Origin of the sequence: Stenotrophomonas sp. SMYL20 (assembly GCF_036320045.1) — a bacterium.
Lineage (GTDB): Bacteria > Pseudomonadota > Gammaproteobacteria > Xanthomonadales > Xanthomonadaceae > Stenotrophomonas > Stenotrophomonas maltophilia_A.
The window spans coordinates 81,292-97,035 of record NZ_JAWIRT010000019.1; the positions used below are offsets into that span (position 1 = coordinate 81,292).

Sequence of the window (15,744 nt, forward strand, 5' to 3'; positions counted from 1 at the left end):
CCATGCGCGGCCCCCGTTTGTGCGGGGGGGCGGCCCCCCCCCCCCCGGCCCCCCCCCCCCCCCCCCCTCGACTCTACTTCCACCCACGCCGGCGCATGGTCGCTCGGGCGTTCCCAGGTACGCGGCTCGCGGTCGATGCCCGAGGCCACCGCGCTGCCCTTCAGCGCGTCGGAGACCAGGGTCAGGTCGATGCGCAGGCCCAGGTTGCGGCGGAAGCCCGCGGCACGGTAATCCCACCAGCTGAAGGTGCCCGCCTCGTCATTGTGCAGGCGGAAGCCATCGTGCAGGCCCAGCTGCAGCAGCTTGTTGAGCGCGCCGCGCTCGGCGGTGGAGGTCAGGATGTGGTTCTCGTTCCACACCTCCGGGTCGTGCACATCGCGCGCGTCCGGGGCGATGTTGAAGTCGCCCATCACGATCAGCTTCGGGTGCCGCTGCAGTTCTTCGGCGATCCAGGCATGGACCGCTTCCAGCCAGCGCAGCTTGTACTCGTACTTGTCGGTGCCGATGTCCTGGCCGTTGACCACGTACAGGTTGATCACCCGCAGGTCGCCGAAGGTACCGGCGATGACGCGCTTCTGCTCGTCCTCGAAGCCGGGAATACCGATCTGCACGTCCTGCGCCGGCTCACGCGACAGCAGCGCCACGCCGTTGTAGGTCTTCTGGCCGGCGAACACGCTGCGGTAGCCCGCGGCGATCAGCGCCGAATCGGGGAACTTGTGGTCCTCCAGCTTGGTTTCCTGGATACCGACGATGTCCGGGCCGAACGCCTTGAGCCACTGCTCCAGGTGCGGCAGGCGGACATTGAGCGAATTGACGTTCCACGAGGCGATCTTCATGGGGGCATTCTACCCGGGTGGGCCCTGATGGGCGCCCCTATACCCCGGTAGACGCCAACCTTGGTTGGCGCCAGCAATCACCGTGTGCCAACCAAGGTTGGCAACTACCGGAACCCGATCACCGCAAAAGGAACTTCAACAACCCCGCAATCTTCGAATACGGCGGCCGCAGCCGGTCACTGGCAGCCCAGCGCGACTGCCACAGCACCGGCAGCCGCTTGCTCATCGCATCGAACCCGGCCCGCCCGTGGTACGCACCCATGCCGCTGGCCCCCACCCCGCCAAACGGCAGGCCATCGGCGGCGAAGTGCAGCAGCGTGTCATTCACCGTCACCCCGCCGGCCACCACCTGGCCGAGGATGCGCTCCACCGTCGCCGTGTCATGGCTGAAGGGATACAGCGCCAGCGGCCGGTCGCGCGACAGCACGTCGGCCAGCGCCGCATCCAGATCCGGGTACGCCCGCACCGGCAGGATCGGCCCGAAGATCTCCTCGCGCATCAGGTCCAGGTCGTCCGGCGGGTCCAGCACCACGGTCGGCACCAGCAGGCGCTCGCGGTCGGCGCGCGCATCATCCACCTGCGCCAACGGAATCACCGGCACACCGCGTTCGCGCGCCTGCGCCAGATAGCCCTGCAGGCGCCGGTACTGGCCTTCGTTGATGATGCGCGTGTAATCGTCGGCGCTGCCGAAATCGCCATAGCGCTCGCGTACCTGCTGCTGCAGCGCCTGCACGAACTCACGCTGGCGCGCGGTGTCGATCAGCACGTAATCCGGCGCGATGCAGGTCTGGCCGGCGTTGAACCACTTGCCGGTAGCCAGCCGCGCAGCGGCTTTGTCCAGCGGGAAATCGCGGCAGACGATGGCCGGCGACTTGCCGCCCAGTTCCAGCGTGACCGGCACCAGATGCTCGGCGGCGGCAGCCATCACCTTGCGGCCAACCGCCGTCGAGCCGGTGAACAGCAGATGGTCCAGCGGCAGCGATGAAACCGCCGCCGCCACGTCCGCCCCGCCCTGCACCACCGCCACGCGATCGGGCGGGAACACGCTGGCCAGCAGATCGACCAGGAACGCGCTGGTGCGCGGCGTGTGCTCGGAGGGTTTCAGCAGCACATGGTTGCCCGCGGCAATGGCCGTCGCCAGCGGTACCAGTGCCAGCGTGACCGGGTAGTTCCAGGGCGAGATCACCCCGACCACGCCCAGCGGCGTCGGCCGCAGCTGCGCGCGCGCCGGCCACAGCCGCCAGCCGGCGCCCACCCGCTGCGGCTTTGACCAGCGGCGCAGATGGCGGCGCAGATGGTCGATAGCCGACAGCACGCTCATGCCATCGGCCAGCTTGGATTCAACGTGGGCGCGGTGACCGAAGTCCTCGGCGATGGCGTGGGCCATTTCGTCCAGACGCGGCTTCAACGCCTCGCGCAGGCGGCGCAGGTCATTCTCGCGCTGGTCCAGCGACGGGCGCTGCGACTGCCAGGCGCTGCGCAGGGTGTGCAGGATGGCGGGGAGGTCTGCCGGCGTGGTGGTGGTCATGGGCCGACTATACGGGGTGCTGCGCAACGCAATGGTAGTGCCGGCCGCTGGCCGGCAGCCCCATGGATCTCCGGCAGGCATCGTGCATTTACCGGCCAGCGGCCGGCACTACCAAACAAAAAGGCCGCGGTCTGCACCGCGGCCCCTGAAACCCGGTGGGGGGCGCCCGGTGGTGGGGCCCCCCGGGAGGTGTGGTTATAACCCGCCAGGGTGTAGCGCACTGACACGCCACCGATCACCACCGACATCAGCGCGATGATGATCGGGTACCACAGGCCGTAGTACAGGTTGCCGGTACCGGCCACCAGCGCGAACGAGATCGCCGGCAGGAAGCCACCGAACCAGCCGTTGCCGATGTGGTACGGCAGCGACATCGAGGTGTAGCGGATGCGGGTCGGGAACAGTTCGACCAGGTAGGCGGCGATCGGGCCGTAGACCATGGTCACGTACAGCACCAGCAGCCACAGCATGAAGATGGTGCCGGCGATGTTGATGCGGGCGCCATCCGCCTTGGCCGGGTAGCCGGCGGTGGTCAGGGCGGTCTTCAGTTCCGCACCGAACGCATCGGCCTTGGCCTTGCCGTCTTCCTTGGTCAGGCCGGCGGCCTCATACGAGGTGACGCTGGCACTGCCCACGTTCACCATCGCCAGCGAACCGGCGGCGGCGGGCTGCACGTCGTACGGCACGCCGGCCTTGGTCAGCGCGGCGGTTGCCACGTCGCAGGAGCTGGTGAACTTGCGCAGGCCGACCGGATCGAACTGGAACGAGCAGGTAGCCGGATCGGCCACGACCAGGGCCGGAGAGCTGCTGCGGGCTTCTTCGATGGCCGGATTGGCGAAGTGGGTCAGGCCCTTGAAGATCGGGATGTAGGTAACAGCCGCCAGCAGGCAGCCGGCCAGGATGATCTTCTTGCGGCCGATGCGATCGGACAGCCAGCCGAAGAAGATGAAGAACGGCACGCCCAGCGCCAGCGCGGCGGCGATCAGCAGGTAGGAAGTGGTGGCATCGACCTTCAGCATGCTGCTGAGGAAGAACAGCGCGTAGAACTGGCCGCCGTACCAGACCACGGCCTGGCCGGCTGCGGCGCCGAGCAGGACCAGCAGCATCAGCTTCAGGTTGCCGCCCTTCAGGCTGTCACGGAACGGCGTCTTGGAACCCTTGCCCTCGGACTTCATCTGCTGGAACAGCGGCGACTCGCTCAGCTGCAGGCGGATCCACACGGACACACCCAGCAGCAGGATCGAGACCAGGAACGGAATACGCCAGCCCCAGGCTTCGAAGGCTTCGTTGCCGAGGAAGTAGCGGCAGGCCAGGATGATCAGCAGCGACATGAACAGGCCGAGCGTGGCGGTGCACTGGATGAAGCTGGTGTACAGGCCACGCTTGTCGTCCGGCGCATGCTCGGCCACGTAGGTGGCGGCACCGCCGTACTCGCCGCCCATCGCCAGGCCCTGGGCCAGGCGCAGGATGATCAGGATCACCGGAGCGGCGAAACCGATCGAGGCGTAGTTGGGCAGCACGCCGACCAGGAAGGTCGAGATGCCCATGATCAGGATGGTGACCAGGAAGGTGTACTTGCGGCCGATGCGGTCGCCGAGACTGCCGAAGAAGGCCGCACCGAACGGACGCACGAAGAAGCCGGCAGCGAACGCCAGCAGGGCGAAGATCATGCCCGTGGTTTCATTGACGCCACTGAAGAACTGCTTGGCGATGATGGCGGCGAGCGAGCCGTACAGGAAGAAGTCATACCACTCGAAGACCGTACCGAGGCTCGAGGCGAAGATGACCTTCTTGTGGCCCTTGGTCAGGGTGCCCGCCGCATTGTGCGGGCTGGATGCAGTGCTGGACATGGGACGTTTTCCCTCTGTAGATGCCGACCTGGGTCGGTGGGTGCCGACCGTTGGTCGGCACACAATTCGGTAGATGCCGACCTTGGTCGGCACCCTATCTCGGTAGGTGCCGGCCGCTGGCCGGCACGCTCTTAGAAGCTGTACTTGGTGGTGAACTGCAATCGGGTGATGTCACCCTTGTTGCCGTTTTCCACTTCGCGACGGCCGTACATCAGCTCCGCACCGATATCGACCTTGGGCAGCGGCGAGTAGAAGATGTTGCCGCGGATGCTCTGCACGCTCTTGGTCACCAGCGGGCCGAGGATGCTGTCGTTGTCGTAGTCGCTGCGCGCGTAGATCAGGTTGGTGCGCAGCTTCGGCGAGAACGCATGCCGCCAGCCCACGTAGCCGGCCAGCACGCCGGTCGGGTTGAGCTCGTCGCGGGCCACGTCGTAGGCGCTGTCGGCAGTGATGCCCAGGCCGATGTAGCGGGCGATGCCTTCGCCGCCGGTCAGCTGGTAGTGCAGCGAATCGCTGTCGCCCATCACCCACTTGCCGCCCAGGGTCAGGCCGCCGGCCACCTTGTCGGCCTTGGCGCCGGTGGCCTGGTTGTCGACCTTCAGCTGACGGACGATGCCGCCGACACCGAAGGTGCCCCAGTCGCCCTTCCAGCCATAGCGCATGGTCAGATCAGGCAGGCTGCCACGGTCGGAGTTGGCGCTGGTGTTGGTCCATGCACCCGTGACCGGGTTGCGGGTACCGGTGAGGGTGGTGGTTTCCGGGTTTTCCAGCGCGACGCTGAAGCCGCCCTGGGTGTAGCGCACCTGGGCCTGGCGCACGAAGATCACGCCGTCGGTGGGGCCGACGAAGTCGACCGCTTCCGGCAGTGCGGCCGCGTCCATGAAGTTGGACCAGGTCTGGCCGGCCATCCAGTTGTTCCAGTACATGTAGGCGTGGCGCAGGGTCACACCGTAGGTATTGGTCGCGGTCTGGTTGCCCAGCGAGTTGCCGAAGAAGTCCATCTCGAAGAACGCACCGGCCTTGTTGCCCGATTCGCTCACGTTGTCGATGCCCAGGTTGAAGCGCGAGAACTTGGCGTGGGCGTTGAAATCGGTGCCCGAGCGCTTGCCGCTGCCACCGGCGCCTTCCACCGGGGTCTGGCCCGGCAGGTACAGCGAGCGGCCGGTGGCGTCGTCGGCCAGCTGGCCATCGCTGGTCTGGGTGGCGAGGAAATCGGCCTTGATGAAGCCGCCGATCTTGACCGTGGTGCCCGGCGCGGCGCCCGGGGTGATGGTGGTGACCTGGATCGGCTGCTTGCCGGCCGGCACCGAGGCGACCGGCTTCTGCTCGGCCTGCACCGTGCGGACTTCGGTCACCGCCTGCTGGGTCTGGCTGATCTGGGTCTGTTGTTGTTGCTGCGAAGACAGCAGCAGCTGGACCTGGCGTTCCAGTTCGGCAACGCGTGCTTCCAGCGCTTTCTCTTTGGCGGTCTCAGCGAACGCCATGCCCGGTGCGACCAGGGCGACCAACAGGCAGGCCGCCAAAGGTTTGCGCACGGCTTTCAACGTACGGTGGCTCATGTTGCCCTCTCTCCCAAGTGGCAAGGTGATGCCGCGCGTGGGGCACGGTCGAGCCGAGACTGCGGGGCGATTATGTATAGCGGCTATTCGCCATTGGTCGAACCCGGCCCTGCTGGGCGCTCACTTTCGACCATGGTCTAACCAGAGTGGTGACGCGGCCGGGGGTGGATGGGGCAAACTGAAGGGGATCGGTCGCCGCAATGCTGCGACCGCACACACAAAGTCAACGTGCAAGTGAGGGTGCCATGGCTGATATCTACCCCGTCGATCCGCAGTTCGCCGCCAAGGCACGCATCGACAAGACGTCGTACGAACAGCAGTACCAGGCTTCGGTGACCGACCCGGATGGTTTCTGGGGCAAGGCCGCCGAGCGCCTGGAGTGGATGCGCAAGCCGACGAAGATCAAGAACGTCAGCTACGACCTGTCCGATTTCCACATCAAGTGGTTCGAAGATGGCGAGCTCAATGCCAGCGTGAACTGCCTGGACCGCCAGTTGGAGAAGCGTGGCGACAAGACCGCCCTGCTGTTCGAGCCGGACGGCCCGGACGCACCGGCGCAGCACGTGACCTATCGCGAGCTGTACGAGCGCACCTGCCGCCTCGGCAACGCGCTGCGCAACCTCGGGGTCAAGAAGGGCGACCGGGTCACCATCTACCTGCCGATGATCGTCGACGCCGCCGTGGCCATGCTGGCCTGCGCACGCATCGGTGCGATCCACTCGGTGGTGTTCGGTGGCTTCGCACCGAACTCGATCGCCGACCGCGTCAGCGACTGCCAGAGCAAGCTGATCATCACCGCAGACGAGGGTCTGCGCGGTGGTCGCAGGATTCCGCTGAAGGCCAACGTCGATGCAGCGCTGAAGCTGCCCGGCACGAACACGGTTGAAACCGTGCTGGTAGTGCGCCACACCGGTGGCGCGGTGGACATGCAGGCGCCGCGCGATCGCTGGTTCCACGATGTGGTGGACAGCCAGCCGGCTACCTGCGAACCGGAACGCATGAACGCGGAAGACCCGCTGTTCATCCTCTACACCTCCGGTTCCACCGGCAAGCCGAAGGGCGTGCTGCACACCACCGGCGGCTACCTGCTGTACGCGGCCTACACCCATGAAGCGGTGTTCGATCTGCGCGAGGACGACATCTACTGGTGCACCGCCGACGTCGGCTGGGTCACCGGCCACAGCTACATCGTGTACGGCCCGCTGGCCAACGGCGCGACCTCACTGATGTTCGAAGGCGTGCCGAACTATCCGGACACCTCGCGCTTCTGGAACGTCATCGACAAGCACAAGGTGAGCATCTTCTACACCGCCCCGACCGCCATCCGCGCACTGATGCGCGAAGGCGAGGAGCCGGTGAAGAAGACCTCGCGCGCGTCGCTGCGCCTGCTCGGCAGCGTCGGCGAACCGATCAATCCGGAAGCCTGGCGCTGGTACTACGAGGTGGTCGGCGACAGCCGCTGCCCGATCGTCGATACCTGGTGGCAGACCGAGACCGGCGGCATCCTGATCTCGCCGCTGGCCGGCGCGATGGACCTCAAGCCGGGCTCGGCCACCCTGCCCTTCTTCGGCGTGCAGCCGGCGCTGGTCAACGCCGATGGCGAGATCCAGGACGGCCCGACCGAGGGCAACCTGATCATCCGCGATTCCTGGCCGGGCCAGATGCGCACGGTGTACGGCGACCATCAGCGCTTCATCGATACGTATTTCCGCACCTACCCGGGCAGCTATTTCACCGGCGACGGTTGCCGCCGCGACGAAGACGGCTACTACTGGATCACCGGCCGCGTGGACGATGTGATCAACGTGTCCGGCCACCGCATCGGCACCGCCGAAGTGGAAAGCGCTCTGGTCTCGCACCCGAAGGTGGCCGAAGCGGCCGTGGTCGGCTTCCCGCACGACGTGAAGGGCCAGGGCATCTACGCCTACGTCACCCTGGTGGCCGAAGAGGCTCCGAGCGACGAGCTGCAGAAGGAACTGGTCGCCTGGGTACGCAAGGAGATCGGCCCGATCGCCACGCCGGACCACCTGCAGTGGGCGCCGGGCCTGCCGAAGACCCGCTCGGGCAAGATCATGCGCCGCATCCTGCGCAAGATCGCCGAGAACGCACCGGACCAGCTTGGCGACACCTCGACCCTGGCCGATCCGTCGGTGGTGGCGTCGCTGGTGGACGAGCGCAAGGTGCGCTGATGGCGTGACCGCAGGCGCAGGACGCGCCAGGGACGTGGCCGGGAGGAGGGACCCGGCCGTGTCCGACCCGTCCTGCACCTGCCATCACGTCGCTCTTTTTCCTGATCGATAAGCTCGACCCATGACCACCCTCCTGATTGCCGATGACCACCCGCTGTTCCGCGAAGCCCTGCGTGGGGCGGTACAGCGGGTCATCCCCGGCGTGCAGCTGTTCGAAGCCGACAGCGTGGAAGCGCTGTACGCGCTGGCCGACCAGCACAACGACGCCGACCTGGTCCTGATGGATCTCAACATGCCCGGTGCGCAGGGTTTCAACGCGCTGGTGCACATGCGCTCGCTGCATCCGCAGCTGCCGGTGGTCGTGGTGTCCGCGCGCGAAGAAGCCACGGTGATGCGCCGAGCGCTCGACCACGGCGCGCTGGGCTTCATTCCGAAGTCTGCGGATTCGGACACCATCGGCCACGCACTGGGCACCATCCTCGATGGTGAGACCTGGGCACCGCCGGAAGCGCACAACGTGCCGCCCACCGGCAGCGAGGAACGCGAAGTCGGCCAGCGCCTGCGTGAGCTGACCCCGCAGCAGTTCCGCGTGCTGCAGATGCTCGGCGCCGGCCGCTTGAACAAGCAGATCGCCTACGACCTCAACGTCTCCGAAGCGACGATCAAGGCCCACGTCACCGCCATCCTGCGCAAGCTGGGCGTCACCAACCGCACCCAGGCCGTGCTGATGGCCGGCAAGCTGGCGATCGACGACGACGCCATCGTGCTGCCGCCGGAAGAAGACTGAAGGTAGTGCCGGCTGCTGGCCGGCATTGGCCTGAAACGCGCGACATCATCTGATACCGCATTGGTAGGTGCCAAGCTTGCTTGGCACGCTTTTGATGGTGCACCTGCCGGCCAGCGGCCGGCACTACCAGGCACGGCTGCGCTCTCGATATAGCCATCGCTATACAAACCAGCCCTGCCTGCGCGTTTCGCTGGAAATGCGCCGCGCGTGAATCGCGATGCTAAGCTGCGCGTCCCCTTGGGGAGTAGCCGGATTCCTACGCAGGAATCGTCCACGTCAACATACTCGGCCAGTGCGCCGTGGCGTGGACAACCATGATGGTTGGCGAGACCAGCGGCCCGCGCGCGCAACGTCAGGTTGGGCGCGAGCGCAGGCCGTGCGTCCGTCCTAGCCCGACCTCAGCCGCCGCCCATGTCCCCCATTTCGATCCTCCTGATCGGCTTTGCCATGTCCACCGATGCCTTCGCCGCTGCAATCGGCAAGGGTGCGGCCATGCGCAAGCCGGTATTCCGCGACGCACTGCGTGCCGGCATCATCTTCGGCGTCATCGAGGCGATCACGCCCATCATCGGCTGGCTGCTCGGCCGTGCCGCCCTGCAGTACGTCGAAGCCTTCGACCACTGGATCGCCTTCGGCCTGCTCGGCGCACTGGGCATCCACATGATCTACAACGGCCTGCGTCCGGACAGTGCCGACGAAGACGAAGACCCCTCGCAGCACCACGGCTTCTGGAAGCTGGCGCTGACCGGTTTCGCCACCAGCATCGACGCGATGGCGGTGGGCATCGGCCTGGCTTTCATGGACGTGCATATCGGCGTGATGGCAGCGGTCATCGGCCTGTGCACGCTGACCATGGTCACTGTCGGCATCATGCTTGGCCGCGTGCTGGGCAGCATGGTCGGCAAGCGTGCCGAGATCATCGGCGGCGTGATCCTGGTGATCATCGGCGCGACGATCCTGTACGAACACCTGCACGGCCTGGGGTAACGCTTCCGCGATTACGTGGTTGCCGGCCAGCGGCCGGCACTACCTGACGTCACATCCACGCATGGCGTGGATCTACTGCGCATCGCGCAGCGCGCCCAGGAAGGCGCGCAGCGAGGCCGGCTTGATCGGCTTGGTCAGCACGCGGTAGCCGCGTTCGCGTGCCATCCGCTTCAGCTCGTCGCGACCATCGGCGGTAAGCAGTGCGCCAGGCAGCGGGTAACCGGCGGCTTCGCGCAGCGCCACCAGCGCATCCAGGCCGTCCATGCGATCGTGCAGGTGGTAATCCACCAGCATCACCTGTGGGTGCTCGGCGATCTTCTCCAGCGCCTGGTCGACGGTGGCCGCAGTGATCACCTGCACCTGCCAACGGCCCAGCAGCGCGCGCATGCCGTCAAGGATCTCCTCGTCGTTGTCCACGCACAGCACGCGCAGGCCCGCCAGCGAATCGCTGCGTACTGGCGCGGCGACGGTCTGTGCGGGTGTGGCCAGCTCGGTGTAGCCCGGCAGCGGTGCCACCCGCGGCAGGATGATCGAGAACATCGAGCCCTTGCCGACCCGGCTGCGTGCGTTCAACCGATGGTCGAGCAGGCGCGAGATGCGTTGGCAGATCGACAGGCCCAGGCCCAATCCCTGTTCGCCCCAGTCGAATGGTTGCTGGTAGCGGTGGAACTCGTCGAAGATCTGCCGCATATGGTGCTCGGGAATGCCGGGGCCGGTATCCCACACCTGCAGTTCCACTTCATCGCCGCGTTGGCGCACGGCCAGCACGATGCGGCCCTGGCGGGTGTAGCGCAGCGCATTGGCCAGGAAGTTCTGCAGCACGCGGCGCAGCAGGCGGCGGTCACTGCGCACCCACGCAGGGCGTGCGAACAGGTCCAGGCGCAGGCCGCGGCCAGCCGCGACCGGGGTGTACTGCGCGGCCAGCTCACGCATCAACGCGCTCACGTCGAACTCGCCGATCACCGGATGCAGGCCGCCGGCATCCAGCCGCGACACATCCAGCAGGCCATCGAGCAGCTCTTCGGCCGCACGCAACGAAGCGTCCACACGCTCGGCCAGGTGCTTCTGCTCGTCACTCACGTGATCACTGTCGCGCAGTGCCGAGGCGAACAGGCGCGCAGCGTTCAACGGCTGCAGCACGTCGTGGCTGATCGCCGCCAGGAAACGGGTCTTCGACTGCTGCGCGACCTCGGCCTCATGCGAGCGCTCGGCCACGCGCTGTTCCAGCGTCTCGTTGGCTTCCAGCAGTGCTTTTTCCGCGTGCTTGTAGTCGGTGATGTCGTTGTAGCTGGTCACGTAACCGCCGCCGGGCAGCGCCTGCCCACGCATCTCGATCACCTTGCCATCGCTGCGGGTGCGCTCGAACACATGCGGTGAACCGGCACGCATGTAGCCGATGCGGCGGTTGATCTGCACTTCGATATCACCCTCGCCCAGCTCGCCGCGCTCGGCGTTGTAGCGGATCAGGTCGGCCACCGGGCGGCCCACGTAGAGCATGCCGTCGGGGTAGCCGAACATGTCCTGGTAGCGGCGATTCCATGCGGTCAGCCGCATGTCCGGATCAACCACGCTGACCCCGGCGCTGATGTTCTCCAGCGTGGTCGACAGGATCTCGCGGTTGAAGCGCAGCTCCTGCCCCGCTTCGTCCAGCACCGCCACCACTTCGCCCAGGTCCATGCCCGAGCCACGCAGCAGGCTGGTCAGCAGCAGGCGCGCCGATGCCGCACCGATCGATGCGGCCAGCAGGCGCTCGGTGAACTGCACCCACGGACGGTCGGCAGGTGCCGAGGATTGCAGCTCACGGCCCAGTGACTGCGCCTGTTCGAAGAACGAACGTCGCGCATGGCGTTCACCCACTACGCGCGAAGCCAGCGCCAGCAGATCGCCCACATGCACGTGACCCGGCCAACCACCCGCCACCGACGGGCGCTCGGCATATGGATCGAGGAACGGCGCGGCGCGAAGCCGCTCATCGACACCGGGCCGCCAGCGCGCGGACACCAGCATCATCGTCGCCGCGTTGACCAGCAGCGACCAGAACGTGCCGTGGGTCAGCGGGTCCCAGCCGGTCATGCCGAACAACTGCTGCGGGCGCAGCCACTCGATGCCGAACGGGCCGTGCTGCACCCAGCCAGCATCGACCCAGCCGGCCATCGTCATCGCCGGCAGCAGCAGGGTGTACAGCCAGGTGGCAAAGCCGAGCAGCATGCCCACCTCGACGCCGCGCCGGCTGGCACCGCGCCAGTACAGGCCGCCGATCAGGCCCGGCGCAAACTGCGCCACCGCTGCGAACGCCATCAGGCCATACGAGGCCAGCGTGCTGTCGTTGCTGCTGGTGCGGTAGTAGCTGTAGGCCATCAGCGCCAGCAGCAGGATCGCCAGGCGGCGGATCCACAGCACGCGCGAGGCGACGTCGGCGGCCTCCTGGTGGTCACCGCTCCGGCGCAGCAGCACCGGCATCACCAGATCGTTGCTGACCATGGTGGCCAGCGCGATGGACGACACGATCACCATGCCGGTGGCCGCCGAGAAGCCGCCCACATAGGCGATCAACGCCAGCGCATTGCGGCCTTCGGCCAGCGGCAGGGCCAGCACCATCGAGTCGTCGGCGACGCTGCCACCGGTGCCGAACAGGGTCACGCCGGCGGTGGCGATCGGCAGCACCATGCCCGAGATCAGCACCAGGTAGCCGCCGAACATCCAGCGCGCGCGGCGCACGTCGCGCACATCGCCGCACTCGACCACGGCCACGTGGAACTGACGCGGCAGGCAGATGATGGCGAGGAAACTGAGCAGGGTCTGCGAGATGAAACCCACCGGCGGCAGGCCGGTGAACAGCGTATGCACCGATTCGACCACCGCGTCGGTGCGGTTGCTCAGCCACAGGTAGGCGAACACGCCCACGGCCAGCATCGCCAACAGCTTGATCACCGATTCGAAGGCGATCGCCAGCATCATGCCGTGGTGGTGTTCGGTAGCATCGACCTGGCGGGTACCGAACAGGGTGGCGAACAACGCCATCAGCAGCGCCACGTACAGCGCGGGATCGGTGAAGAAGCCGGTCGGGCCGGTGTTGCCGGTCAGCACCTGCAGGCTCATCGCCACTGCTTTGTACTGCAGGGCCAGGTACGGAATGATGCCGATCAGCGCGATGATCGCCACCAGCGCCGCCAGCCGCCGCGAGCGGCCGAAGCGCGAAGAGATGAAGTCGGCGATGGACACCACGTTCTGGCTGCGCGCGATCAGCGCCAGGCGCTCGATGATGCGCCAGCCGAACAACAGCAGCAGCAGCGGGCCGATGTAGATCGGCAGGTAGCCCACGCCGTTGCGCACGGCGGTGCCGACCGCGCCGTAGAACGTCCACGACGAGCAGTACACGGCCAGTGCCAGGCTGTAGACCACCGGCCGCAGCCACGGCCGGTCGGGGTACATCGGCCGACGGTCACCCCACCACGCCACGCCGAACAGCAGCGCGGCATAGGCAACCGAGACCAGCAGCAGGATCCAGCTGGAGACCACGCGCGCGTTTCCGTCAGGACAGGGGCCAGTAGATCACGACCGTTGGTCGTGAGGGTAGGTCACGGCGGTGGGTCATGGCGGTGGGTCACGACCGTTGGTCGTGACGGAGGCATCCATGCCCACCAACGGTGGGCACCCACCAAAGGAGGTGCGCACCCACCAGGAACCGGCCTTATTCCGCCGGCACGCCCATTTCCTTCAGCAGTTCCGGCGCCGGGTAGACCTTGGCCAGCAGCCAGCGCAGGTAGCGCATGTCCACGTGCACGGCGCGCTTGTAGCGCGGGTCGAACCACCAGCTGGCGCTGACCGATTCCCAGTTGCTGTCGAAGTTCAGGCCGATCAGTTCGCCCTTGGCGTTGAGCACCGGCGAGCCGGAGTTGCCGCCGGTGGTATCCAGGTTGGTCAGGAAGTTGACCGTCTGGGTCTTCAGCGCCGGGTCGGCGGTGCTGCCGAAGTCACCCTTGGCGATCGCGGCCAGCAGCGGCTTGGGCGCATCGAACGGATAGGCGTTGGTGTTCTTCTCGACGATGCCGGCCACGGTGGTCACCGGCGAGTAGGTCACGCCGTCGCGCGGATGCAGCGCTTCGACCTTGCCGTAGCTGATGCGCAGGGTGCGGTTGGCATCCGGGTACACCGCGCGGCCCTGCTTGGCACGCCAGGCGAACAGCGCCTGCATGTAGGCCGGGCGCAGGCGCAGCTGCTCGCCTTCGCGGGTCTTGCTTTCGTTCTCGATGCGCAGCTGCGCGGCCACCAGCGGGGCGGCCACGGTGATCAGCGGATCGGCAGCCAGCGCCTTGCCTTCGCGCGCAGCAGCGAAACGGGACAGGCGCTGTGCCTCCTCACCCAGTTGGGTGCCGGCGTACAGGGTATCCAGCGCCGCTGCCAGCTGCTCCGGGGTACGGCCGAAGGCCGTATCGAACTCGGCCACGCGCTGCGCGTCCGGCAGCTTCTGGTAGCGGGTCAGCAGGGTGGTCAGCAGCGCCTTCTCGACCTCCGGCGCGTAGCGGCGCTGAACCTGCTTGAGCACGCCTTCGATCATCGCCTGGTCGCGCTGCTGGTAGCCGCTCTCGCGCTGCGCGTCCGGCTTGGCCGATTCGATGCGCAGGCGTTCCAGCAGCAGCGCCGAGCGCAGCAGCTGGCTCTGTGCGGCCATCTGGTCCAGCAGCAGGTCACGCTCGCCCACCGCCGCACCCTGCGACAGGTTGGTCAGCAGCGCCTTGATATCGCCCTGGTACTTGCGGTCGGTGGCAGCCAGCATCGCCGTCTCGTCGGCGGCACGCTGGGCCTTGGCGTCGCTGCGCAGCAGGCCTTCCAGCTCACCGGCGGCGCGCTTGCGGTTGTTCTTCAGCGACTGCAGCTGCGAGGCGTAGCGGGTGCGCGCCTGCGCGTCCTTGGCACTGGCGGCCTCGATGGTGTCAATCATCTGCTGGAACACCGATACGCGGCGCGGCAGCACGGTATCGATCTGGCCAGCGAATTCGGCCGCGGTACGGTGGCGATAGGTGATGCCCGGGTAACCGGCCAGCATCGCGTAGTCACCTTCCTTCGGACCTTCCACCGACATCTGCAGGTGCGCCGGCGCCTGGTAGGGCACGTTGTCCTTGCTGTACGCGGCCGGCTTGCCGTCCTTGCCGACATAGGCGCGCAGCAGGGTGAAGTCGCCGGTGTGGCGCGGCCACATGAAGTTGTCGATCTCGTCGCCGTAGTTGCCGATCGCACGCGGCGGCGCATACACCAAGCGCACGTCGCTCAGCTCCAGCTGGGCAATGCGGTAGAAATCGGTGCCGTAGTACATGTTGGCCACCGAGCAGCGCACGCTGCCGTCCTTCTCGCACTCGGCCACGATCTGCTTGCTGGCCGCATCCACGGCATCGAAGTAGGCACGGCCGGTCTTGCCACGCGCCTGCGCCAGCACCTGGTCGGTCACCTTGTCGAAGCCGACGGTGACCAGCACGCGGAAGTCCGGGTTGGCCGGGCGCTCGTCGGCGCGGTCCCTGGCGATGAAGCCACCATTGATCAGGTCGTGCTCGGGCGAGCTGTTGTACTGGATCACGCCCATCGCCACGTGGTGGTTGGTCAGCAGCAGGCCGTCCGACGATACGAACGAGCCGGTGCCGCCACCGGCACGCACCACGGCGCTCAGCGGCGGTGCGGTGACATTGGCCAGGTCGGCCGGATTGCCCTTGAAGCCTGCGGCCTGCAGCGGCTTGGCCAGCTCCGGCAGCTGGGTCGGCATCCACATGCCTTCATCGGCGTGGGCGCCGGCGGCGAGGGTCAGGCCCAGGGCCAGGGCAGTGGGAAGGGCTTTGCGTGGTGACATGGGGCAATCCGGTACGACAGAACAGCCCGGGACCATAGCCGCTGGGGGCGGATGGGGCAACGGCCGATGGTTGGGGGCGTCGTGCACGGTAGTGGGGGGGGGGGGGGGGGGGGGCCCCCCCCCCCCCGGCGGGGGGGGGGGGTGGGCGGCCGCGGGCCGGCGCCCCGCC

The 15,744-nt window shown here is 67.1% G+C and carries 8 protein-coding genes, 1 pseudogene and 1 riboswitch; of the genes and pseudogenes, 3 read left to right on the forward strand and 6 right to left on the reverse strand.

Going from position 1 to position 15,744, the window contains the following annotated elements; genetic code table 11:
* The 4 genes and pseudogenes from xth to V3B48_RS15410 form a co-directional block, all read right to left on the reverse strand.
* On the reverse strand, window positions 1–836 hold an 836-nt coding region (gene xth / locus V3B48_RS15395), incomplete at its 3' end, for an exodeoxyribonuclease III (RefSeq protein WP_329894028.1).
* Between the two features lie 118 nt (window positions 837–954).
* A complete protein-coding gene (locus V3B48_RS15400) occupies window positions 955–2,364 on the reverse strand; it encodes a coniferyl aldehyde dehydrogenase (RefSeq protein WP_329894029.1) in 1,410 nt (469 codons plus the stop codon).
* A 215-nt stretch (window positions 2,365–2,579) separates the two neighbouring features.
* Window positions 2,580–4,214: pseudogene (locus tag V3B48_RS15405) on the reverse strand (MFS transporter); the annotation flags it as partial.
* Window positions 4,215–4,345: 131 nt separating this feature from the next.
* A complete protein-coding gene (locus tag V3B48_RS15410) occupies window positions 4,346–5,773 on the reverse strand; it encodes a DcaP family trimeric outer membrane transporter (RefSeq protein WP_110714183.1) in 1,428 nt (475 codons plus the stop codon).
* A 245-nt stretch (window positions 5,774–6,018) separates the two neighbouring features.
* On the opposite strand from V3B48_RS15410, the gene acs reads away from it, so the two are divergent.
* The 3 genes from acs to V3B48_RS15425 all read left to right on the forward strand — a co-directional run bounded on the left by acs (window position 6,019) and on the right by V3B48_RS15425 (window position 9,736).
* Complete coding sequence (acs, locus tag V3B48_RS15415; RefSeq protein WP_049462254.1) at window positions 6,019–7,962, forward strand: acetate--CoA ligase; 1,944 nt, start codon at window positions 6,019–6,021, stop codon at window positions 7,960–7,962.
* A gap of 121 nt (window positions 7,963–8,083) precedes the next feature.
* Window positions 8,084–8,749, forward strand: a complete 666-nt coding sequence (locus V3B48_RS15420; RefSeq protein ID WP_005420420.1) for a response regulator transcription factor — start codon at window positions 8,084–8,086, stop codon at window positions 8,747–8,749.
* A 233-nt stretch (window positions 8,750–8,982) separates the two neighbouring features.
* Window positions 8,983–9,072: riboswitch (yybP-ykoY riboswitch) on the forward strand.
* An 88-nt stretch (window positions 9,073–9,160) separates the two neighbouring features.
* Window positions 9,161–9,736, forward strand: a complete 576-nt coding sequence (locus tag V3B48_RS15425) for a manganese efflux pump MntP family protein (protein ID WP_032128462.1) — start codon at window positions 9,161–9,163, stop codon at window positions 9,734–9,736.
* A gap of 72 nt (window positions 9,737–9,808) precedes the next feature.
* Here the strand turns inward: V3B48_RS15425 and V3B48_RS15430 are convergent, their stop codons facing one another.
* Both V3B48_RS15430 and V3B48_RS15435 read right to left on the reverse strand, forming a co-directional pair.
* On the reverse strand, window positions 9,809–13,255 hold the full coding sequence (locus V3B48_RS15430) for a PAS domain-containing hybrid sensor histidine kinase/response regulator (RefSeq protein WP_049399156.1): 3,447 nt from the start codon (window positions 13,253–13,255) through the stop codon (window positions 9,809–9,811).
* A gap of 172 nt (window positions 13,256–13,427) precedes the next feature.
* Window positions 13,428–15,575, reverse strand: a complete 2,148-nt coding sequence (locus tag V3B48_RS15435; protein WP_049399155.1) for a S46 family peptidase — start codon at window positions 15,573–15,575, stop codon at window positions 13,428–13,430.
* Window positions 15,576–15,744 lie beyond the last annotated feature (169 nt).